A 21,320-nucleotide genomic window follows, 5' to 3' on the forward strand; every position below is an offset into this window, starting at 1 on the left:
GGAAAGCGAGCTATTCCCCGCAGCCCCCATCCACTCTCTAAAAGTTTCGAAACTGAGTCTTCCACAATCCTGCCAAATTGTTTAATATGCTGATGTGGGTAAATTGTATAGGCCAGGGTTTCCAGGGGCATATTCTCGTGTTAAGATGAGTAGGGTAAATTAAATAAAGTCTGCTTCAGGGCAGGAGAGGTTCTAGCGACACCCTCTATAAAAAACTAAGGATGGAACTGTACCTTGCCTTAGGTGCGGTTTTTTTAATGGTTTTGGGTGTGTAGAATTCTCTTTTTCGATGATGAAAGGAGAATTTTTTTATGAAAAAAAATAATAAAGCTGTGGTTGTATTCAGCGGCGGCCAGGACAGTACAACATGTTTGTTCTGGGCATTGAAAAAGTTCGACTCTGTTGAAGTCGTTACGTTTGATTACAACCAACGTCATAAAGAAGAAATCGAAGTGGCGAAAGAAATTGCTGAAGATCAACAGGTACGTCACCATATCCTTGATATGTCTTTACTCAATCAACTCGCCCCTAACGCTTTAACTAGGGACGATATTGAAGTAAAAGATGGCGAAGATGGAGAACTTCCTTCAACCTTTGTACCGGGAAGAAATCTATTATTCTTGTCATTTGCCACTATACTAGCGCGTCAAATCGGTGCGAAGCATATTGTTACGGGAGTCTGTGAGACAGACTTCAGCGGTTATCCAGATTGCCGTGATGTTTTTGTTAAATCCTTGAATGTTACTCTCAATTTATCCATGGACGATGAATTCGTTATCCATACCCCACTCATGTGGCTGGACAAAGCACAAACGTGGGAGATGGCTGATGATTTGGGTGCTTTTGACTACGTTCGTGAAAAAACATTGACTTGCTACAACGGTGTCCGCGGAGATGGTTGCGGAGAATGCCCGGCTTGTGAACTTCGCAAGAATGGCCTAGATACCTATGTCGCAAAAAAAGAGGTGTCCCGATAATGTACGGATTTACTATTGTTGAAAGCTTGCAGAAGATTGATCAAGACATCAAACGTCACGAATTGAAATTCCATCAAAAGCGTGTACTCGTCAGTAAAGAATTCACCTTTGATGCTGCTCACCACTTGCATTGTTATGAGGGAAAATGTAAAAACCTCCATGGGCATACGTATAAAGTGATTTTTGGCATCAGCGGATTTACCGATGATATTGGGCTTGTCATCGATTTCGGTGACATCAAGAACATTTGGAAAAAGCAAATTGAGGTCCATCTCGATCACAGGTATTTGAATGACACACTGCCAAACATGAATACGACAGCTGAAAATATGGTCGTTTGGATCTATGAAAAAATGGAAGAAGCTTTGAAAGGCGATTCAAATAATTGTCGGGTAGAATTTGTAAAACTTTACGAAACACCGACTAGTTATGCGGAAGCAAGACGGGAGTGGATGATCAATGAATAAATTTCCCGTTTTGGAAATTTTCGGACCGACAATTCAGGGCGAAGGTATGGTCGTGGGTAGAAAGACGATGTTCGTCCGTACAGCCGGATGTGATTACAGCTGTGCATGGTGCGATTCCGCTTTTACATGGGATGGCAGCGCTAAGCATGACATCGAGCGATTAACATCTGAAGAAATCGTTGCCCGCCTCTTTAACATTGGTGGAGAGCAATTCGATCACGTCACCATTTCCGGTGGGAACCCTGCCCTCTTAAAAAATTTGCACGAGCTTATTCTACCACTCCATGAAAAAGGTATCGAAGTGGCTCTTGAAACGCAGGGAAGCCGTTGGCAGGAATGGTTCACCGAAATCGACGACCTGACCATCTCACCTAAACCACCAAGCTCTGGGATGAAGACGGATTGGGACATTCTTGATGATATGATAAGCCGTTTGGAATATGCTGATCGAGGAAAGCACACAAGCTTGAAAGTCGTCATTTTTAATGAAGATGACCTGACCTATGCGGAATTAGTTCATCAACGTTACCCCAATGTCCCCTTCTTTTTACAAGTCGGAAATGATGATTTGGAAGAAAGCGAAGCAGGGACATTGGCCAGTCACCTCCTTGACCAATACGAATGGCTCATCGACCAAGTCGTCGCCTCATCCAAACTGAATAAAGTACGCGTTCTCCCACAAGTGCATGCACTTGTCTGGGGGAATAAGCGAGGGGTATAAGAGAGGATCAATGAATAAAGGCCTGACAACTTTTGAAAAGCTGTCAGGCCTTTTTCTTATCCACGTTTTTTACTGTCATAATGACCCTTCACCACTACGGCCGCATGGACCGCACCCGGCACATAAAAAATCAGGGTTAAGATTAAATTCAATAGCGCCTTTAGTGGCTTTCCTGTAAACAAAACAGCTAAAGGTGGTAAGAATATAACTAAAATGTACAACATGACTCAATCATCCTTTCTCTTGCTTCCTTTCCGTTTCCCCTTTTGAAAGGGTTTGAACACTTCCTGATTGTCTCCTCCTCTGATTCCAGATTGTAATTTCCAGTGCTGCGATACAAACGAGAAGCCATGAAAGACCGAACAACGTTCCTCCAACAACATCCGTAAAGAAATGCACCCCGAGATAAACACGAGAAAGGCCGACAAGTGCAATTAATATTCCTAGCGCTATGTTTATTGTCCATTTCCAAGTCTTCTTCAAGGGGCTGATCACAATTAAATAAATCAGAAATCCGTAAAAAACAACCGATCCTGTCGTATGTCCACTCGGAAAGCTAAAGCCCGTTCCATCATATTCCGCCAACACCTCTGGACGTTGGCGCTCGAAGGTTACTTTCAACAATTTGGTCAAAGAACTAATACCGATCATAACGATGGCAAAATAAATTCCTACCCATCGGCTAAATGGTGAAAAAAACAATAAGAAGATAAGCAGGGCTACAGATGCGATGGATATGAATAACACGGACCCCAATTCTGTGATCCATCCCCAAAACGTATCCATCCACGGGGTCGTGATGGATCTAACTACATCTGTCGCTGCCTGATCCACAACGAACTTTTCCTGTTCAAGGACTCCTCCCGCAAGTTCAGTGAAGAAATAAACGGCTCCGCCCACCAATAGGAAACCCGCTAAGATAAGAATAATAGACGCTTTCGAAAGGTCTGAAACCTTCGTTCCTGAAAACAACATCACAATTCCTCCTGACTGCCAATGACTCTTAATTCAACCCTTCCCCTAATCGTATTGGGTTAACCTTGAAATACGAGGCTCAATACTCTTTAGGTGCAAATGAAGTATTTTTTAATGATAACGAAGAAGGACCCTCACCCTTTTTTAAAAAAGGATAAGGCCTATGCCTAGTCTTACCGTTTCATGATGAATAACACCCAGCGTCATTGACAATTGAGCTGACGCACCTTACTTATCATTCTTTGATCAGCCTAGAAAATAAAAACCCGGATGCTATCAGCTGCATCCGAGTTTCATTTTTCATTTATGCTGTTTTTTCTTTATTCATCAATGCTTTTCGTTTTTTCCGTTCATCCACCTTAGTCAGGATGGATACCACCAGAGCAATAACGAATAAACCAGAAAAGAAAATGAGGCTGTTCTCGTAGCTCCCTGTCGTATCTTTCATCCAAGCCGCAAAAATCGGACCTGCAAGGCCGGCAGCCGCCCAGGCTGTCAAAATATAGCCATGAATGGCACCAAGTTCTTTTGTTCCAAATAAATCTCCGATAAACGCTGGGATCGTAGCAAATCCGCCCCCATAACAGGTGTAAATAATAGAAAAAGCAATAACGAAAATCCAGGTCGCGGTTGTCCAAGGAAGAACAAGGAATAACCCGATTTGCAAAACAAAGAAAGTGATATACGTGTTCGCGCGCCCTATATAATCGGAGGCACTTGCCCAGCCGATTCTTCCAAGTCCATTGAAAACCCCCATTACACCAACGAGAGTCGCTGCAGTAGCGGCGGATACCCCGACACTTTCCTCCAACAACGGTTTAGCGGCTGAAATAACAGCGATCCCACACGTGACATTAATAAACAACATCGTCCAAAGGTAATAAAAGCGCTTTGTCTTTAAGGCTTCCTTTGCACGTAGATTTGCTAAATCCTGCTTCTCTGTATCCGTTTCATTATCTGGATCATACCCTTTAGGTGTCCAACCTTCAGGAGGTCGGGACATGTAAAGGGAAGAACCAATCATAACGATAAAATAACTGATCCCTAAAATATAGAAGGTGGCTGCAATTCCTACTGAATTAATCAGAAAATCCATCAGCGGACTAGCAATGGCGGCTGCAAACCCAAAGCCCATAATCGCCATCCCTGTTGCCAGACCTCTACGGTCGGGGAACCATTTTACTAATGTAGAAACTGGCGCAATATAACCAACTCCTAGACCTATCCCTCCAAGAACACCGTAGAATATGTACAGCATCCATAAGGATCCTGCGCTTACAGCGATTCCTGATCCAGCCACACCGATACCAAAAAAGATAGCAGCTGTAATCCCGGCGACCCTTGGGCCATATTTTTCTACGAACCACCCTAAAAAGGCTGCAGATAATCCTAAAAATAAAATAGCAATACTGAAGGTCAACTGCACTTGACTTGCTGACCAGCCAAATTCTTCGCTCAGTGGGCCTGTAAAGTTACTCCAGGCATAAACAGAACCGATAGAAATATGAATCCCTACCGCCCCTAAGGCGATCAACCATCTGTTCTTTACTTTTCGTTCTGACATTTTTTCACCTCTTCATCATTGATTACCTGTCTTTTTCCTTTAATCTCAATTTCTAAACAAAATTCCATTTATTATGACACATTTTCTGTTCATATTTTTCCTTCCTTGAAATATTTCCTGGACAATAAAAAACACTTCCTATCCAGGAAGTGTCTATTCCGTATATGTTTCCTATTCTCTAACACTAAAGCTCAAGACATCAGGGCAGTTTCCCATAATCTCTCACATTCTAGATCCAGCGTTGTTTCTTTCGATAGGATTTTACGTCTCTATAATTTTTACGGCCTTCTTCACTCATACCTAAATAGTGTTCTTGTACTTCCTGGTTAGAGAGCAGTTCTGATACAGGCGCTTCCAAAACGGAGCGTCCGTCTTCAATGATGTACCCATAATCGGCGATGGAGAGCGCAACATTAGCATTTTGCTCTACGACAAGAATGGACATTCCTTCCTCTTCGTTGATCTGTTTAATATTTTGGAAGATTTCTTTGACGAGAAGTGGTGCAATTCCAAGAGATGGTTCATCCAACAACAATAACTTTGGTTTGGCCATGATTCCTCTCCCGATAGCGAGCATTTGTTGTTCGCCTCCTGAGAGTAAACCTGCATGACGGGAACGCAATGCTTTCAACTTCGGAAAATAATGGTAGACCCGCTCCATATCTACTTTTATGTTTCTTCGATCTTTTCTCGTGTGTGCGCCCGCTGTTAAATTTTCTTCGACTGTGAGATGCTTAAAGACTCTTCTGCCTTCCATACTTTGAAAAATACCTTTTTGGACAATTTTATCAGGACTCATCGAAGTTATATCTTCCTCCTGATACGTAATTTTTCCTTTCGTCACTTGACCGTTATCTCCCCCAAGCAAACCCGAGATCGCTTTCAGTGTCGTAGACTTCCCCGCCCCATTACTTCCTAACAAAGCGACGATATCTCCATCCGGCACTTCAATGGACATTCCTTTTAAGACAAGAATCATCTTCGAATACACCACTTCGATATTATCAACTTTTAACAAGTTGGTTCACCATCCTTTAAAAAAAGGGGGCCTCTTTCACGAGACCCCATCTTTTAATCTTCATAACTGAAATAATCCGTGATGACTTCAAATTTTCCATTCTTCACTTCAGCCAAACGGATTTGGTTGGTTCCTGCATGGTTATCTTCCGAAAAAGTGACAGGCGCGGCCAAACCACCTAAATCCATGTCTTTAATTTGCTCAATTCCTTTCCGGATGCCTTCTCCATTTAACTCTTCGGCATTGCCTATACCTTCAGCCATGATCTTCGCGGTTACCCATCCTTGAACAAATTTTTGACTGACATCTTCAAGGCTTTCTCCTTTAGATTCCAGATATTCTTCCATTTCAGCCAGTCCTTCCAAGTCTTCATAAGGAAAAGCGTGGGTCACGACTCCTAACATCCCTTCGGCTGCGTCACCGGCAATTTCTACAACTCCTTCTCCAGTCGCCCAGTTCAAACCGATAAATTGGGTATCAATGCCAAGCGTCTGAGCTTCCCGTAAAATCGTGGCTGTCGCTCCCCACGTCTGCTGAATGATTGCGTAGTCCGGAGCTGCTTCCTGCATATTCAACATTTGGGACTGTGCTTCTGTCGCCGTCACCGGAATAACTTGTTCATCAACAACTTCAACCCCGACTTCAGCTGCGTAAGACTTGATGTCCTCAATCGGTGAACGCCCAAAAGCCGTATCGTTATAAAGAAGTGCGAGTGTCGGATTGTCTCCTTCGTGATTATCCTTGATCCATTTCACAACAGCTCTTCCTTGGTCTGAGTATGTAGCTGCTGTCAAGAAGTTGTATGGACTCTCTTCTAAATTTTTCAGGTTTTCTGAATAGGAAGCAGAAAAATATGGAAGTTGATCGTTCGCTACTTGCTGACGGAGTGCTTCCGTATCTGCTGTCCCCCAGCCAAGAATAGCTGATACATTGTCTTTATCACGAAGCTCTTGGTATAAACGCTGTCCTTTTGCCATGTCGTAGGCGTAATCATCACCAATGAGTTCGACTTGTACACCATCAATTCCACCTTGACTATTCAAATATTCATAGTAGGCTTTTTCACCTTCAGAGTAGGGAGTACCGACATCACCCGTACCACCAGTAATATCAAAGAGCGCGCCAATTTTTACAGTATCACCATCAGAAGCTTCTGCATCTCCACCAGCCGCTCCTTCATCTCCACTACAAGCCGCCATCATCCCCATCAACACCATGAAGCACAACAAAAGCATCGTCGACTTTGCGTATGTTTTAATCAAATCCTCGACTCCCTTTCTATTTGTTTTATAGTTTAGAGCAAAGAGAGTAAATCCCTTTCCTCTGCTTACTAATAAGAAAATGGCCAGACCTTGAAATAATTTTTGATGTTGCTCCAAATATGCGCAAGGCCTCCTGGTTCAAAGATGAGAAACAGGATGATTGCTGCACCAAAGGCAAGTTCCTGGAAGGCTGCTAACGTGTTTTGCATATCGGGCATATAGACAGCAATATAATCCATGATAAAACCGAGCCCCACAGGCAAAAGCGTAATAAATATGGCTCCAAGAATGGACCCAAGGATACTACCGAGGCCACCGACTAATATCATGGCCAAGTATTGGATCGATACCGTTATGCTGTAAAGTTCCGGACTAACAATCATCGTATAATGAGCAAGCAGCGCACCAGCAATCCCGACAAAAAAGGAGCTGATGGCAAAGGAAAGAACCTTGTATGTGAACAAGTTTATTCCCATGATTTCCGCCGCTACGTCACGATCGCGAACAGCTAAAAAAGCTCTGCCTGTACGGCTGCGGAATAAATTCAGAGCGTAGACGATCGTAAAAAGCAGAATGATGAGACACAAATAATAGTAGCTGCCTGCAGACATAAGAGTAAACGATCCAATGGATGGCCGTTGAAGGACCATACCAGAGGTTCCACCTGTTAAACCTGTCCACCGGCTAATAATAAACAAAATGATGAATTGTGCCGCTAACGTCGCAATCGCAAGGTAAAGTCCTTTCAATCTTAGAGAAGGAATTCCAAACAGTGCTCCTACAGAAGCTGTGATAAGACCTGCAACCGGCAAAGCTATCCAAAAGCTCAGCCCCAACGTACTTGTTAAGATGGCAGATGTATATCCTCCTACCCCCAGGAAGGCACCGACACCAATGGATATCTGTCCGGTGAACCCTGTCAAAATGTTCAATCCGATGGCGCCTATGGAAGCAATTGCACATAATGTCGCAAGGCCTATAACGTAATTGTCAGTAAACAAAGGAAACAGAAAAGCTAAAATGGCTAGTCCAAGCATCCTGATCTTCACACGTTTGATTGAAAAAATAGCCATATCCTTCTCATACCTGGTTTTGTAATTGCCACACTCCATGACAAATGGATTCTTCATATCCTCACACCCTTTCCATTCCACCTTTTCCAAAGAGACCATATGGCTTGATCATTAGTATTAAAATAACGACAATGAACGGGAATACTTCTTTCAATCCTCCTCCTACAAGGGGATCGATATAACCACCTGCCATACTTTGTAATATCCCAATAATAAATCCACCAACAATAGCCCCAGGGATACTATCCAATCCTCCCAGTATGACCACGGGTAAAACGGTAAGGCCGATGACGCTCATCGTTGCGTTGACTCCGTTTATGTTTCCAAGCAGGACTCCCCCAACAGCTGCAACGATACATGCGATCGCCCAGGTGATAGCAAATACTCGTTTCACATTGATTCCCATACTGGCGGCTGCCTGAAGGTCATCCGCTACAGCGCGCATCGCGACCCCCATTTTTGAAAATTTAAAGAAGATGGTAAACGCAAGAAGTAAAGCCATAACAATAATGAACGACCATAAATAAACAGGTGTAATAAGGACTTCACCAAAAGTCACAGGGGTGTTCGGAAAGAGGTTTGGATACACGCGTGTCTGGTGTCCCCACACCATATGGACCAACCCTGCGAGTAAGTTACCGAGACCGATTGTCGCCATAATGACAGAAATGGTCGGCGCATTCAGTAACGGTCTTAGTACGACTCTCTCAACCAATAATCCAAGAACACCACACACTCCCAGGGTCACCGCAAGAGCCACTAGGAAAGGCAGTTTCAAAGCAGTGACAAGTGTTAAACAAATATAGGATCCGATAAGTACGAATTCTCCATTTGCCAGATTCAACGCATCGCTAGCTTTATAGATGAGGACGAACCCTAATGCTACGAGCGCATAAATACTCCCTACTACAATTCCACTGACCAGCATTTGCATAAAGAAAGTCAACTCAAGCCACCCCCTGTGATCGATCTAATAAGATGACGGGCACGATTTCACCCTCGTTCGTTTCTTCAGAATTCACTTGTGAAAGGGTATCGAACTGTCCGGCATCGTTATATAACGCAGCTAAATAACGTTTATAATTTTTTTCCACATTTCTTCTAACCGTTTTCTGTGTAGACGTCATCTCCCCTTCACTCAGTCGTAGCTCTTCAGGAAGGATGACGAACCGTTTGATACGGCTCTCCTCAGGTAAGGATGACATCATTTCAACAACTTCATCCTTTATGAGGTCAATGACCTCTGGATGCATCGTCAAATCCCGATAGCTTGTATAGGAGATTTGATTTTTCTCTGCCCAACGCCCTACGCTTGCCCGATGAATGGTGAGCATGGCCGTCAGATAGGAGCGACCTTCACCGAAGACTACAGCTTCCTGTAAATATTGACTCTTCCGAAGCTCGGTTTCTATCTCACTGGAGGATTGCCCGTCCGTAGAATCCAAAGCTAATCGCTCTTCCATCCTTCCACGGATTTCCATGTCCCCTGTATCAAGGATTTGACCGTAATCCCCTGTAGAAAATTCCGTAACAGGGTAGCCTCCTAGATAACCAGCAAAAACCTGTAGACCTTCGACTTGTATCTCTCCTCTGGAAGCTATATTCATAGATAGACCAGGCAGGGGTTTGCCTGCACCTGCCGTCGTCCATTCATGATCCCTTTGAATAGAAGCAAACCCTGTGGTTTCGACCATTCCATACGTCTGTTTCACGTTCACTCCTAACCCTTGGAAAAACTCAAAAGCATCGCTATTTAACCTGCCGCCTGTTACGTAAGCTCTTCTTAAACGGGAAAGTCCTAAATGGTCACGGATAGCACTGTACATGAAGAAGTCATTCATAGAGTAACTGATCTTCGATAAGAAAGAGACCGAACGGTTGCTCAATTTCGCTCGTGCGTTTTTTTCTATACCAGATCTGGTAAGTTCATATACTTTTTTCTTCAAACGTGTGGAATCATTCATTCGGATTTGGAAGCGGGTCAACATGTTCTCAAATGTTCGCGGAGGTGCTTGGATCAAGTGTGGTCCGATTTCTCTTAAATCGTTTAAAATGGTGGATGGTTCTTCAGGAAAGTTAATGGTCATCCCTCTCGTCAAGGAGAGTCCTACCGCCATTACTTGTTCACAAATCCAAGCGAGCGACAAGAAGGATAAGTAGTCGTCATCAGCTTTTACAGCATCTACTTCATGAATAGATAAAGCCGTTTGGATCAGGTTCGTATGTGTGAAGGTTGCAGCTTTCGGTTGACGTGTTACTCCAGAAGTAAACGTAATGAAAGCAATATCCAGTGGTTTTACTTTTTGTATCTGATGCTCAAAAAAAGACGGATCTTCACTGGCTCTTGTACTACCAATGGATTGCACGCTTTTTAAATTCATGAGCTTCTCATGAGAATAGGACCGGAGACCTTTTTCATTATAGAAAAGGATGGCTTCAATGGTTGGAAACGAATCGATGATTTCAAGAAGCTTGTCCACCTGTTCCTGATCCTCAACCACTAAGATTCTCGGTTCACATTCATGTAAGTAATGCGCCATCGCAGCCGGCGAAGCATCCTGATAAATCCCCACAGGAACGGCTCCAATCGCCTGGGCCGCAAGTTCTGTAACAATCCAGTGCGGTCGATTGTCCCCGATGATTCCAATGCGTTCTCCTTTTTGGATCGAAAATTCAACTTGGAACCCTAGGGCTAGTGATTCTACCTCTTTGTAGTATTTCTGCCAGGTCCATTCTTTCCAAATGCCTAAATTTTTCTGGCGAAAGGCCACTTTCCTCCCTTCTTTATCTGCTTTTTCAAACAAAAGCTGAGGCAGCGTTCGATGCGTCATTCCACAGTTCCCTCCTTATGTGGTCACTTCTTGTTCACCCAAATAAGCTTTGATGACTTCCGGATTTTTCTGAATTTCTTCAGGTGTACCGAAACCGATTCGTTTCCCGAAGTCTAGGACAGCAATCTTGTCGGAAAGATCCATGATGACTCCCATGTCATGTTCAATGAGGAACACCGTTATTCCATTCAGTTCATGCATATCCAAAATGAACCGGGCCATGTCTTCTTTTTCAGCACTGTTCATCCCAGCCATCGGTTCGTCAAGCAAAATCAATTCAGGTTCCAGGGCAAGCGCTCGACCTACCTCCACTCTTTTCTTCAATCCATATGGAAGTGTCCCCACCGGCGTGTGGCGGATCTCCTGCATTTCGAGAAATTCAATGACTTCCTCCACTGACTGACGATGGACGACCTCTTCCTTCTCCGCGCCACCCCAGTAAAGTCCACCCGTAAAAATTCCTGCCTTCATTTTGACATGACGTCCAAGCTTCAAATTATCCAGCACAGACATATGTTCAAACAGAGCAATATTTTGAAACGCACGGGCAATGCCTAGAGAAGTCCTTTTGTACGGTTTCATCCCCAGTAATTCTTTTCCGTTAAAACGGATCGATCCTGCTGTCGGCTTGTACAGTCCGCTTATACAGTTCAGCATACTTGTCTTCCCTGCTCCATTCGGACCAATCAAAGAAAAGATCTCACCCTTTTCAAGGTGATAGGACACATCATCCAAAGCTTTCACACCACCGAACTGCAACGAAACATTTTCTACCTCTAAGATAGGCAAAAGCGAGAATCCCCCTTTATGTAAGCGTTATCATAGCTATAAAAGTATTATATAACCTTAAAGAGAGAAGTCAATATAGTTTTTGTAATTTTATGAATATTAAGTATTTTGTTAGATTATGTAAAACTTCTATACTTTTGATATGACAGTCGTGGAATCGGTTCCTAATTCAACAACCCCCTCAATAAAAATTTTTCAACCTTTCTACGTTCTATAGATTGCTTCTCCTATTTTAAGAACGAACAAAGGAAGAAAAATACAAAAAACTCTTGATTTTTCCCATCTGTCTATATACAATAATAATTGTCGAACAAATATATGGGGCATTAGCTCAGCTGGGAGAGCGCTTCGCTGGCAGCGAAGAGGTCAGCGGTTCGAGCCCGCTATGCTCCACTACGATGAGCCACCATTTCTACTAGTTGAAATGGTGGCTTTTTCTATTCCTATTAGACCTATGGCGGTTAACTATCCTTTCGCTTGTATAAAATCAGAGACCTCTTTTGGGTATCTTGTAAACAAGACCTACAGGAAGAATAAATTCAATACTACAAAAATAGGAAAAGCCTCCCGAAGAACGGGAGGCTTTTTTAGAATTATGAAGCTTTTGCAGCTTTTTCAGCCTGAGATCCAGATGTCGTCATTAACGTTGCGACAATCAAGACAATAACCGCAACAGGTACAGCAACGACCACACTGTTCACTTCAAATGGCTGACCCAGGACAATTTCCCATGTCAACGTTGCCAGCACACCAGCGATCATGGAAGATACACCACCGACTGCATTGACGCGTTTCCAGAAGAATACCGCAAGTACAGCTGGAGTCAACCCTGCTCCATAAACCGTGTAAGCATACATTTGCACACTTAATACGGTTGGGAAATAACTGATGATGACAAAAGCGAAGACACCAAGGGCCACGATGAAGATTCTTGTCATAGCCAGAAGCTTTTTGTCAGATGCATCTTTATTTACATATTTACCATAAAGGTCATAAGTCAAGTTCGTAGCTGCAGACAGCAAGTATGAGTTACCTGTCGTAATGATAAAGGAAGCCGCTGCTGCAAGCAAAATACCACCGATAGCCACTGGCATTGCTATTGTTGTAGCCATCAATGCCATTCCTGGATCGATATCTGGGAATAAAGAACGGGATGCGAAGGCGATCACTGAAATGGATGGTGAAATGACGATCATCGCAATCAGCCAACCCATTTGCGCACGCTTCGCAGATTTATCTCCTTTGGAAGAAGCGAGACGCTGATACATGTTTTGGTCACCAAGCAATAAGAACAAAGAAGGCAGCAAATAACCAATCATTTGAATCGTTGTCAAACCACCCGTAGCACTCATGTGGGACTCGGGAACATTAGCGACGATCTCGCTCCATCCACCTGCAACCATAATAATTGTAGGTACAGTAATGATCAAACCTCCCACCATCAAAAATCCGCTGATGGCGTCTGTTTGAGATACAGAACGAAGTCCTCCGATCATCGCAAGGAAGATGATCATCGCAGCACCGATCATCGTACCTGACTGGACTGTCATTCCAGTTGTCAAATTAAGGATGAATCCAAAGCCTTTCATTTGATAAGAAACGATACCGACATAAGCAAGAATGATAATAACACTCGCAATGTTACGGGATGTACGCCCATATTTCGACTCTAAAATACCAGCAACGGTGAATTTGCCGTGTTCGCGGATTTTAGGTGCGACGACATAAAGAATGATAATACCGACTAACGTTGGGAGCATCATCATCAAAGAAGGAAGAATCCCGTAAGAGAAAGCCATAGACGTTTCTCCACCTGAAATACTTCCGCTTCCTGTCCATGTGGCCAGAAGCGTTCCCATCAATACAAAAGGTCCTAGACTTTTACCGGCTAATACAAAGTCCTCACTGCCGGCTACTTTTTTCGACATGAACACACCGATGCCGACCATTAATATTCCATAGATTGCTATAAACCATAACAAAGTTGGATCTTGTTGTAGTTCCATAACTACTGAATCATCTCCTGATGTTTTTTTGTTGGCTGGTTCTTGTTGAGCTGTCTATTAAAAACATCGGCCGATGCGAAATCGCTCGTTGAACACAACGATAATAAATCTAACATAGATTTTGATTTTGTGAAAATTGCATCTGGTGAGGTGAAAAAGGGCTATTTCACGCGTTTTTGAGGGATTCCATTTTTTCACATACCTTTATGAAAGCGATAACCACAACCTTTCCAAGAATTGCTTTATTCTTACGAAATTTCTGTTAAATAAGCAAATCACCGCCAGATTTCTGCATTTAAATTAGTTCTAAATACCTATAAATAAACCGAGATTAAGGAGTGACCGAATGAAGAATGCCCACCATAAATACACACGAGAATACAGATTTAAAATGAAAAGCCCAAATTTGGGGCTTGAAGAATAAGGGTCAAAAAAAGCTGGCACCCCTCTGAAGGTCCCAGCTTTTTCATATAGCAGTAATGTTAAGGAATAAAGGCCTTTACGCGATTTTGAATAACATTCTTCAACAATTGTTTCCCTTCCCCTGTACCAATAGACTCCGGGTGGAATTGAACGCCTTCAATAGGAAATTCGAGGTGGCGTATGCCCATTAATTCTCCTTCTACTGTTGAAGCCGTCACTTCAAAACACTCCGGTAAATCCGAGAGCTCTACAATCAGGGAATGATAGCGCATCGCTACCATCGGGTTGCTCAACCCTTCATAAACCCCTTTCCCATCATGGAAAATACGTGATGTTTTTCCATGCATCAATTTCTCTGAGCGCACCACACTTCCACCAAACACTTGAGCAATGGCCTGATGCCCAAGGCAAACACCGAAAATAGGGATACTTCCTTTGAATCGGTCGATGACTTCCAGGGTCAGTGGTGTTTCATCCGGGGAACACGGACCTGGGGAAAGAAAAATCAAATCCGGGCTCAGCTCCGTTATCTCCTCTACTACTACTTCATCATTTCTCTTCACGATGACTTCTTCTCCAAACTCTCCAAGATACTGGACGAGATTGTAGGTGAAAGAGTCATAGTGGTCAATCATATAAATCACTCTGCTCCACTCCTCTCAGCTCTCTCAACTCACTGAACGAGTTCTCTAATTTCTTGCGTGAAATGTTCGAGTGCTTCGTCCATTCTTCCTTCTTGAATATTCTCAAGTTCTGCTTCTATCAAACGAATGATTTTACTTCCAATGATCACCCCATCTGCGTGGTTTCTTACAAGTTGGACGTGATCGTTGGTTGAGATGCCGAATCCAACAGCAACCGGTACCTGACTGTGTTCTCTTACTTTTTCAATAAATGACAAAGCTTCAGCAGACATTTCCTTTCGCTCCCCTGTTACACCTAGAGAAGAAACACAATAAAGAAAACCTTTGGCATGTTCTGCAATTTGCTTAATTCTTTGATCTGAGTTCGGTGCTACCAGTGAAATAAATTCAATGCCTTTTTCCTCTGCCTGGCTGCGAATTTCCATACTCTCTTCGAATGGTAAATCAGGGATCAGAAGCCCTTCGACTCCATTTTGTTCTAAGAGTTGAAAGAATTCGTCATGTCCGATTTGAAGGACAGGGTTGTAATAAGTGAAAATCACAACAGGAATCTCGAGTCCACTCTCTCTTAACTTCGGTACAAGTTCAATGGCTTTACGTAAAGACATCCCTGACTTCAATGCACGTTGAGCTGCACGTTGTATGGTAGGTCCGTCCGCGAGTGGATCCGAATAGGGGACACCCAACTCTAAAACGTCCGCTCCTTCCTCCTGCAAACGCAAAGCGAATTGAGTGGTCAATTCCGGACTTGGATCACCTGCCACAAGGAATGGAATGAACAGGTTTTCCGTTTTTGTTAGTTTCCCTTGAAATGAAGTCTTCGTCAGCATGTCAAACCTCCTCCTGGAAATGTTCCATTAATGTCGCCATGTCTTTATCTCCACGTCCGGAAAGGTTGATCAAAATCGTTTCCTCTTGGCTCATTTGAGGCGCTTCTTTAAATGCCTGAGCAAGAGCATGGGCACTCTCAATCGCCGGAATGATCCCCTCCGTCTGTGTCAAAAGCTTCAATGCATCGAGTGCTTCTTTATCTGTGATGGCTTCATAGCGTACTTGTTTCGTTTGGAATAAGTGAGCATGTTCTGGACCGATTCCAGGATAGTCAAGTCCTGCCGATATAGAATAAGGCTCGGTAATTTGTCCATTCTCATCTTGCATGAGATAGGTCATCGATCCGTGTATCACACCAGGAGTTCCTTTTGATAGGGTCGCTGCATGTTCAAGTGTGTCCGTTCCTTTCCCGGCAGCTTCTACCCCTATTAATTCACAGCTGTCCTCAAGGAATGGGTAAAAGATTCCCATAGCGTTGCTTCCACCACCTACACAAGCAAAAATGCGATCTGGAAGCTCTTTTTCCACCTCTAAGAACTGCCGTTTAGATTCATCGCCAATAATCCGCTGAAAATCCCGCACCATACGTGGATAAGGATGGGGTCCGACGACAGAACCTATCAAATAGAAATGGTCTTCACAATTGGCAACCCAATAGCGAATCGCTTCATTTGTGGCATCCTTTAGAGTTCCATTTCCACTAGAAACCGAAACAACTTCCGCTCCGAGCAGCTTCATCCGGAAAACGTTCAACTCCTGCCTCCGGATATCTTCTTCACCCATAAACACGATGCACTGAAGTCCAAACTTAGCGGCAACGGTAGCAGACGCAACGCCATGCTGTCCCGCTCCTGTTTCCGCAATGATTTTCTCTTTCCCCATTCTCTTAGCTAACAGAGCCTGGCCAATCGCATTGTTAAGCTTGTGGGCACCTGTATGGTTCAAGTCTTCTCGTTTTAAGTAAATTTTTGCTCCACCAAGGTGACCGGTCAATTTATCTGCATAAGACAAAGAAGTGGGGCGTCCTGCGTACTCTTTTAATACATGATGATACTCTTCTATAAAGGAAGGATCAGCCATGGCCTGATCAAGAGATTCTTCAAGCTCTTGCAAAGGTCCCATGAGGGTTTCCGGGACATACTTACCACCAAAATCACCGTAGCGTCCTTTTAAATCAGGAAATACTTGCAACATTTTGCTCCACCTCTTTCGTAATTGCTTGAATTTTACCGATGTCCTTACCGTCCCCAATCTCAATCCCACTGGAAAGGTCGATGCCGTCCGGACGGTAGTGCAACAGAGCTGTTACGTTCTCTGGTTTAATTCCCCCTGCGATCAAGCAAGGGACACCCTGGTCATACGCTTCTTTCTGATAGGTAGGCACAGCCTCCCAGTCGAAACGGACTCCAGTACCACCTGAAACACCATCTACTTTACTGTCCACAATATATCCATCAGCTACACCTCGGAAAACCTCCATTTGTTTAATGCCAACCTCTTGGTGATGAACCACCTTCCATACAGGCAGACCAAATGCTTCTTTGATTCTCAGCAACTGAGACACTGTCTCATTCCCGTGAAGTTGAATGACATCCAATGGGACAAAATGAAGAATCTCTTCGATTTCCTCAATCGTCGGCTCGATGAAAACCCCGACGATTTTTTGTTTTGGTCGGATCTTTTTCACCCAGCGTCCGACATATTCAGGTCGGACATACCGTTTAGTTCTCCTAACAAAAATGAAACCAAGGTGTGATGCTTGAGAGGAAGACGTTTTAGCTACATCTGCCAGAGATCGGTTTCCGCATAATTTCACAATCGGTTCTTTCATCGAACATTCACTCCTTCCAACAACTGACGGACCGCTTCTTTGATGTCCTTCTGGCGCATAAGAGATTCCCCAACAAGCACACCCTCAGCTCCATAACCAGCTACTTTCTGTAAATCATCATGGGAAGAAATCCCACTTTCTGAAACCAACAAACACTCCTCCGGTGCAAGTTTCGCCATGCGCTCGGTTTGAGAAAGTTTTGTTTCAAACGTATGAAGGTTTCGATTGTTGATACCAAGGATCTTTGGTGTAAACTCATCCAGTACTTTCGCCAATGTTTCTTCACTGTGTACTTCGACAAGCACCTCTAATCCAAGCTCGTAGGCTTGAAGATAAAGTTCATGTAACTTCTCCGCTTCCAGCGCTTCCCCGATCAGCAGAATAGCATCAGCACCAATATAGGCACTCTCCGCTACTTGCATAGAGTCGATAATAAAGTCCTTCCGTAACACAGGAACATCCACCACTTTTTTTATGTTCGTCAAGTAATCACGGTGTCCTTGGAAAAAATGTTGATCTGTAAGAACCGAAATGGCTTGCACACCTGCTGAGGCATAGTCATGAGCAATTCGAACAGGATTAAAATCCTCACGTATGATGCCCTTGGATGGAGATGCTTTTTTCACCTCTGCAATCAACCCCGCTGCATAAGGTGTAGCTTTAAGAGATTCATAGAGAGAGTGATGTGGAAATGATTGCTCTTCTGGCAAATATAATTTTTCGATTTCTTGTTGTTTTACAGCTAAGATGGTTTCAAGCATATTGACGATTCTCCTTTTCATTAACAATCGATTCATAGTACCTGCTTGAGGTGCCTTCACGGATCGCTGCTTGTACTTGCTGGACTCCATCTTTGAGGTCTTCTGCTTTTCCTGCCACATAAAGTCCAGCCGCGGCGTTCAATGTGACAATAGAAGCCGCACTCTGATTTGCACGACCATACAAGACATCTTTAATGATCCGGGCACTTTCTTCCGTTTCAGATATGCGAATATCCGTCAGGTTCCCTAAAGGAAGACCGAAATCTTCCGGTGAAACAGTGAAACGATTAATCTTTCCATCTTTCAATTCGACGAGATCACTTTCCCCTGTAATTGTAATTTCATCCAGACCATCTCTTCCTGTAGCTAAAAGGACGTGTGTGGATCCCAGTTTCTTTAAGGTTTCTGCCATTTTCTCTGCATAATTCGTATCGTATATACCAATAAGTTGTCGCTTAGCATTGGCAGGATTGGACATAGGTCCTAGTAAATTGAAGATGGTACGAAAACCAAGTTCCTGCCTGGCAGGCCCGGCGTGTTTCATAGCTTTGTGATAGAGAGGTGCGTACATGAAAGTCATTCCTTTTTGAGAAATGGCCTGGGCACCTTGTTCTGGAGTTGTGTCAATCGGCACACCAAGCTTCTCAAGGACATCGGCACTCCCGCTTTTAGATGATACTTTCCGATTGCCGTGCTTCGCGACTTTCACACCCATACTTGCAAGAACGATGGAAACGGCTGTGGAAATATTAAATGTAGAAGCCCCATCGCCACCTGTGCCGCATGTATCTACAATAGAAGGATCATCAACATCCATCTTCGTCATGTTTTCACGCATCGCTCGAACGAAACCTGTCATTTCTTCCACCGTTTCTCCTCGATAACGCATCACGCTGAGCATACTCATCAACTGGCCGGTCGTCGCTTCTCCATTCATGATTCTATCCATCGTTTCAAATGCTTCCTGTTCCGTCATTTCCTCTCCTGCGACAACTCTACTCAATGTATCTTTCATCTCGTCTCCACTCCTTCTCCACTCTTCTCAAATATCTTCTCAGCTAATTGAATCGTCTTCTTCAAAGCACTCGCTTTGCTCAATGTTTCCTGATACTCCGCTTCAGGATCGGAATCAGCAACGATCCCAGCCCCAGCCTGTATATAGAGGTCTTTCCCTGTTCTTGTCATTGTTCGGATGGTAATGCAGGAATCAATGTTTCCATCAAAGCCTAAATATAATATCCCACCACCGTAGAGGTTTCGAGGAGTAGGTTCAAGCTCTCTCAAGATCTGCATGGCTCGTACTTTTGGTGCTCCTGATAATGTTCCAGCCGGGAAGGAGGAAATCAGGGCATCGATAGGAGAAACACTCTCCTTTAATCGACCGGTTACTTTGCTGATTATGTGCATCACTTTTGAAAAACGTCCGATCGTCATATACTCCCTTACCTGTACGGTTCCATATTCAGCTACGCGTCCAATATCGTTTCGTGCTAAATCCACAAGCATCCGATGTTCCGCCAACTCTTTCTCATCTTGCAAAAGTTCTTCAGCTAGAGCATCATCCTCTTCTTTGGTTCTCCCTCTTTTCCTCGTTCCAGCTATGGGATGGATTTCAAGGTTTCGGTCACGTACCTCAAGGAGTCTTTCAGGAGAACTTCCAATGACTTCTACTTCATCCATTTTCAAATAAAACATGTATGGAGAAGGATTCACTCTCCGTAACACCCGGTAGAGCTCAAATCCACTTCGGTCCGTAATTGTATGAAAACGTTGAGATAAAACCGCCTGAAAAATATCTCCAGCACGGATATACTCTTTAATTTTTTCCACATCTGATTTGAATTTGTCTGGTTCATAGTTGCTGTTCAACTGGAAGGATTCATCCTCTGTTTCATCCTCAATCAGCATTAAATCAGGAAGTGTTTCAGCATTTTGCAGCTGTTTTGTAATGGATTTTATCCGTTTTTTCGTTTCGGAGTAAATTTCTTTTAATGAGCGATCCGCTTCTTTTCTAGCAAAGGATAGAATCGTTGTTTCTTTCGTCTTATGATGATAAGCAATTAGAGTCTTGCAGAAAAGCAGATGATAATTAGCTAAATTCAACTCATCTTCCATAGCTCTCTCTACGGGCTCATAATCTGAAATGGCATCATAACTGATATATCCAACCCCTCCCCCTTTAAAAGGAAGATCGATCGGAGGCTGTTTCACATCAAGCTTTACAAGTACCTTCTCAAAAGCAGACTTGAAGTCTTCAGAATACATTACATCGTTCCGATCAAAGTCTTTAATGCGGAACTGTGCTTTCTCCTCTTTGATTTGCACCATAGGGTCAAGTCCCAGAAATGAATAATTCGACCATGGGGATTCAGGATCCTGGCTCTCCAGCATGTACACGGCTTCATGATTCAGTGCATGAAACATATGAATGGGTGTTAACGTATCTGTATAAAACGATTGTGTAATTGGGATGGTCTGATGCTCTTCAGCATCTTTTTGAAATGTATCAAAAGTGGTCATAAAGGCTCACCTCTCCATTATTATCATGGAGAATGAGACGTTGAGGGATGAAAACGAGTGGATAGAAAAGGGGGTGAAAATTGGCCAGGCAATCCGTCGGCTCCTTGTGTCCGAAGATCCCTCGCTCACTCAGCTCAGCTCATCCTATGCCTCAACTCAACTCATTCTCTACTCAACTTGCTTATTTTCGACTTTGTAATAAAGCCACTTTTAAAAATATCTTTCCAATAGTCTATAAAATTCAGATAATAAAGTCAACCAGTCTGTTCCAATAATTCTTAAGACATGAACCTTAATATAATCCTATAGAAGCTCCTTATTGTGGAAGATTCAGTTTCGAGATTTTTGTTAAGTGGATAGGGGCTCGAAACCACTCCCCAAAATATATTAGTTTTCAATAACTTTCGAAGTGCAGAATACTACGTCCTTCCCATTGAAATGCTGATACAGAGTGCTTTATGACTACTGGAGAAGGCGGTTGGAATACATTCATTCTAAGTGTAGGGGGTTCGTTTCTGACACTGAATAATGGGGTGGTTGGGAAGCTGCGAGACTCCCGTGAGAGAAAGGAGGTCGGCGAGATCCCGCAGGACGTAGTCCGAGGAAGCTCGTCACTCCCCCACAGGA

At 43.5% G+C, this 21,320-nt stretch carries 20 protein-coding genes, 1 tRNA gene and 1 riboswitch; of the genes, 4 read left to right on the forward strand and 17 right to left on the reverse strand.

The features are described from left to right. The first annotated feature begins 180 nt into the window (after positions 1 to 180). A riboswitch (PreQ1 riboswitch) is annotated at positions 181 to 225 on the forward strand. Positions 226 to 311: 86 nt separating this feature from the next. Genes queC through queE form a run of 3 tightly spaced genes read left to right on the forward strand, consistent with a single transcriptional unit; the run spans position 312 to position 2,165 of the window. After that, positions 312 to 977, forward strand: coding sequence for a 7-cyano-7-deazaguanine synthase QueC (gene queC, locus HFA01_RS18480; protein ID WP_146818848.1), 666 nt, complete (start codon positions 312 to 314; stop codon positions 975 to 977). Further along, a complete protein-coding gene (gene queD, locus HFA01_RS18485) occupies positions 977 to 1,444 on the forward strand; it encodes a 6-carboxytetrahydropterin synthase QueD (protein WP_146818849.1) in 468 nt (155 codons plus the stop codon). The genes queC and queD overlap by 1 nt, the downstream gene beginning before the upstream one ends. Continuing rightward, on the forward strand, positions 1,437 to 2,165 hold the full coding sequence (queE, locus tag HFA01_RS18490; protein WP_146818850.1) for a 7-carboxy-7-deazaguanine synthase QueE: 729 nt from the start codon (positions 1,437 to 1,439) through the stop codon (positions 2,163 to 2,165). The genes queD and queE overlap by 8 nt, the downstream gene beginning before the upstream one ends. A 56-nt stretch (positions 2,166 to 2,221) precedes the next feature. On the opposite strand, the gene HFA01_RS18495 is transcribed toward queE, so the two are convergent. The 9 genes from HFA01_RS18495 to HFA01_RS18535 form a co-directional block, all read right to left on the reverse strand. Beyond that, positions 2,222 to 2,389 carry a YqaE/Pmp3 family membrane protein gene (locus tag HFA01_RS18495; RefSeq protein ID WP_146818851.1) on the reverse strand — a complete coding sequence of 56 codons (168 nt, stop codon included), beginning with the start codon at positions 2,387 to 2,389 and terminating at the stop codon, positions 2,222 to 2,224. A gap of 7 nt (positions 2,390 to 2,396) precedes the next feature. Continuing rightward, positions 2,397 to 3,140, reverse strand: coding sequence for a phosphatase PAP2 family protein (locus HFA01_RS18500; protein WP_146818852.1), 744 nt, complete (start codon positions 3,138 to 3,140; stop codon positions 2,397 to 2,399). A gap of 304 nt (positions 3,141 to 3,444) precedes the next feature. Next, positions 3,445 to 4,704, reverse strand: a complete 1,260-nt coding sequence (locus HFA01_RS18505; protein WP_146818853.1) for an L-lactate MFS transporter — start codon at positions 4,702 to 4,704, stop codon at positions 3,445 to 3,447. A 229-nt stretch (positions 4,705 to 4,933) separates the two neighbouring features. After that, the gene (locus HFA01_RS18510; RefSeq protein ID WP_146818854.1) at positions 4,934 to 5,722 is read right to left on the reverse strand and encodes an ABC transporter ATP-binding protein; all 789 of its coding nucleotides are present in this window, start codon (positions 5,720 to 5,722) and stop codon (positions 4,934 to 4,936) included. A gap of 53 nt (positions 5,723 to 5,775) precedes the next feature. Then, the gene (locus HFA01_RS18515; RefSeq protein ID WP_146818866.1) at positions 5,776 to 6,957 is read right to left on the reverse strand and encodes an ABC transporter substrate-binding protein; all 1,182 of its coding nucleotides are present in this window, start codon (positions 6,955 to 6,957) and stop codon (positions 5,776 to 5,778) included. 95 nt (positions 6,958 to 7,052) lie between these two features. Then, a complete protein-coding gene (locus HFA01_RS18520; RefSeq protein WP_146818855.1) occupies positions 7,053 to 8,114 on the reverse strand; it encodes a branched-chain amino acid ABC transporter permease in 1,062 nt (353 codons plus the stop codon). A gap of 4 nt (positions 8,115 to 8,118) precedes the next feature. After that, positions 8,119 to 9,003 (reverse strand): branched-chain amino acid ABC transporter permease, encoded by an 885-nt coding sequence (locus tag HFA01_RS18525; RefSeq protein WP_146818856.1) that lies wholly within the window; start codon positions 9,001 to 9,003, stop codon positions 8,119 to 8,121. Position 9,004: 1 nt separating this feature from the next. Continuing rightward, positions 9,005 to 10,888 carry an AMP-binding protein gene (locus tag HFA01_RS18530; RefSeq protein WP_146818857.1) on the reverse strand — a complete coding sequence of 628 codons (1,884 nt, stop codon included), beginning with the start codon at positions 10,886 to 10,888 and terminating at the stop codon, positions 9,005 to 9,007. A gap of 15 nt (positions 10,889 to 10,903) precedes the next feature. Next, positions 10,904 to 11,677 carry an ABC transporter ATP-binding protein gene (locus tag HFA01_RS18535; RefSeq protein ID WP_146818858.1) on the reverse strand — a complete coding sequence of 258 codons (774 nt, stop codon included), beginning with the start codon at positions 11,675 to 11,677 and terminating at the stop codon, positions 10,904 to 10,906. Positions 11,678 to 11,997: 320 nt separating this feature from the next. Here HFA01_RS18535 and HFA01_RS18540 point away from each other — a divergent pair. Then, positions 11,998 to 12,070 (forward strand) — tRNA-Ala (locus HFA01_RS18540). A 200-nt stretch (positions 12,071 to 12,270) separates the two neighbouring features. Here the strand turns inward: HFA01_RS18540 and HFA01_RS18545 are convergent. The 8 genes from HFA01_RS18545 to trpE form a co-directional block, all read right to left on the reverse strand. Beyond that, positions 12,271 to 13,683, reverse strand: a complete 1,413-nt coding sequence (locus HFA01_RS18545; RefSeq protein ID WP_146818859.1) for a sodium:solute symporter family protein — start codon at positions 13,681 to 13,683, stop codon at positions 12,271 to 12,273. A gap of 482 nt (positions 13,684 to 14,165) precedes the next feature. Further along, positions 14,166 to 14,750: an anthranilate synthase component II gene (locus HFA01_RS18550; RefSeq protein ID WP_146818860.1), complete on the reverse strand. Its 585-nt coding sequence runs from the start codon at positions 14,748 to 14,750 to the stop codon at positions 14,166 to 14,168. A gap of 29 nt (positions 14,751 to 14,779) precedes the next feature. Beyond that, positions 14,780 to 15,580 carry a tryptophan synthase subunit alpha gene (gene trpA, locus HFA01_RS18555; RefSeq protein WP_146818861.1) on the reverse strand — a complete coding sequence of 267 codons (801 nt, stop codon included), beginning with the start codon at positions 15,578 to 15,580 and terminating at the stop codon, positions 14,780 to 14,782. Between the two features lies 1 nt (position 15,581). Further along, positions 15,582 to 16,775: a tryptophan synthase subunit beta gene (gene trpB / locus HFA01_RS18560; RefSeq protein ID WP_371860348.1), complete on the reverse strand. Its 1,194-nt coding sequence runs from the start codon at positions 16,773 to 16,775 to the stop codon at positions 15,582 to 15,584. Further along, positions 16,756 to 17,412 carry a phosphoribosylanthranilate isomerase gene (locus HFA01_RS18565; protein ID WP_146818862.1) on the reverse strand — a complete coding sequence of 219 codons (657 nt, stop codon included), beginning with the start codon at positions 17,410 to 17,412 and terminating at the stop codon, positions 16,756 to 16,758. The genes trpB and HFA01_RS18565 overlap by 20 nt, the downstream gene beginning before the upstream one ends. Further along, complete coding sequence (gene trpC / locus HFA01_RS18570) at positions 17,409 to 18,173, reverse strand: indole-3-glycerol phosphate synthase TrpC (RefSeq protein ID WP_146818863.1); 765 nt, start codon at positions 18,171 to 18,173, stop codon at positions 17,409 to 17,411. Before trpC ends, HFA01_RS18565 begins: the two co-directional genes overlap by 4 nt. After that, positions 18,166 to 19,188: an anthranilate phosphoribosyltransferase gene (trpD, locus tag HFA01_RS18575; protein WP_146818864.1), complete on the reverse strand. Its 1,023-nt coding sequence runs from the start codon at positions 19,186 to 19,188 to the stop codon at positions 18,166 to 18,168. The genes trpC and trpD overlap by 8 nt, the downstream gene beginning before the upstream one ends. Next, positions 19,185 to 20,693: an anthranilate synthase component I gene (gene trpE, locus HFA01_RS18580; RefSeq protein ID WP_146818865.1), complete on the reverse strand. Its 1,509-nt coding sequence runs from the start codon at positions 20,691 to 20,693 to the stop codon at positions 19,185 to 19,187. Before trpE ends, trpD begins: the two co-directional genes overlap by 4 nt. Positions 20,694 to 21,320 lie beyond the last annotated feature (627 nt).

It is taken from the genome of Halobacillus faecis (assembly GCF_007991335.1).
GTDB lineage: Bacteria > Bacillota > Bacilli > Bacillales > Halobacillaceae > Halobacillus > Halobacillus faecis.

What these genes read in the sequence shown, in the direction of transcription:
- queC (WP_146818848.1), top strand. Translation starts at nt 312, where the DNA reads ATGAAAAAAAATAATAAAGCTGTGGTTGTATTCAGCGGCGGCCAGGAC.
- queD (WP_146818849.1), top strand. Translation starts at nt 977, where the DNA reads ATGTACGGATTTACTATTGTTGAAAGCTTGCAGAAGATTGATCAAGAC.
- queE (WP_146818850.1), top strand. Translation starts at nt 1,437, where the DNA reads ATGAATAAATTTCCCGTTTTGGAAATTTTCGGACCGACAATTCAGGGC.
- HFA01_RS18495 (WP_146818851.1), bottom strand. Translation starts at nt 2,389, where the DNA reads ATGTTGTACATTTTAGTTATATTCTTACCACCTTTAGCTGTTTTGTTT.
- HFA01_RS18500 (WP_146818852.1), bottom strand. Translation starts at nt 3,140, where the DNA reads ATGTTGTTTTCAGGAACGAAGGTTTCAGACCTTTCGAAAGCGTCTATT.
- HFA01_RS18505 (WP_146818853.1), bottom strand. Translation starts at nt 4,704, where the DNA reads ATGTCAGAACGAAAAGTAAAGAACAGATGGTTGATCGCCTTAGGGGCG.
- HFA01_RS18515 (WP_146818866.1), bottom strand. Translation starts at nt 6,957, where the DNA reads ATGCTTTTGTTGTGCTTCATGGTGTTGATGGGGATGATGGCGGCTTGT.
- HFA01_RS18520 (WP_146818855.1), bottom strand. Translation starts at nt 8,114, where the DNA reads ATGAAGAATCCATTTGTCATGGAGTGTGGCAATTACAAAACCAGGTAT.
- HFA01_RS18530 (WP_146818857.1), bottom strand. Translation starts at nt 10,888, where the DNA reads ATGACGCATCGAACGCTGCCTCAGCTTTTGTTTGAAAAAGCAGATAAA.
- HFA01_RS18545 (WP_146818859.1), bottom strand. Translation starts at nt 13,683, where the DNA reads ATGGAACTACAACAAGATCCAACTTTGTTATGGTTTATAGCAATCTAT.
- trpA (WP_146818861.1), bottom strand. Translation starts at nt 15,580, where the DNA reads ATGCTGACGAAGACTTCATTTCAAGGGAAACTAACAAAAACGGAAAAC.
- trpB (WP_371860348.1), bottom strand. Translation starts at nt 16,775, where the DNA reads ATGTTGCAAGTATTTCCTGATTTAAAAGGACGCTACGGTGATTTTGGT.
- HFA01_RS18565 (WP_146818862.1), bottom strand. Translation starts at nt 17,412, where the DNA reads ATGAAAGAACCGATTGTGAAATTATGCGGAAACCGATCTCTGGCAGAT.
- trpC (WP_146818863.1), bottom strand. Translation starts at nt 18,173, where the DNA reads ATGCTTGAAACCATCTTAGCTGTAAAACAACAAGAAATCGAAAAATTA.
- trpD (WP_146818864.1), bottom strand. Translation starts at nt 19,188, where the DNA reads ATGAAAGATACATTGAGTAGAGTTGTCGCAGGAGAGGAAATGACGGAA.
- trpE (WP_146818865.1), bottom strand. Translation starts at nt 20,693, where the DNA reads ATGACCACTTTTGATACATTTCAAAAAGATGCTGAAGAGCATCAGACC.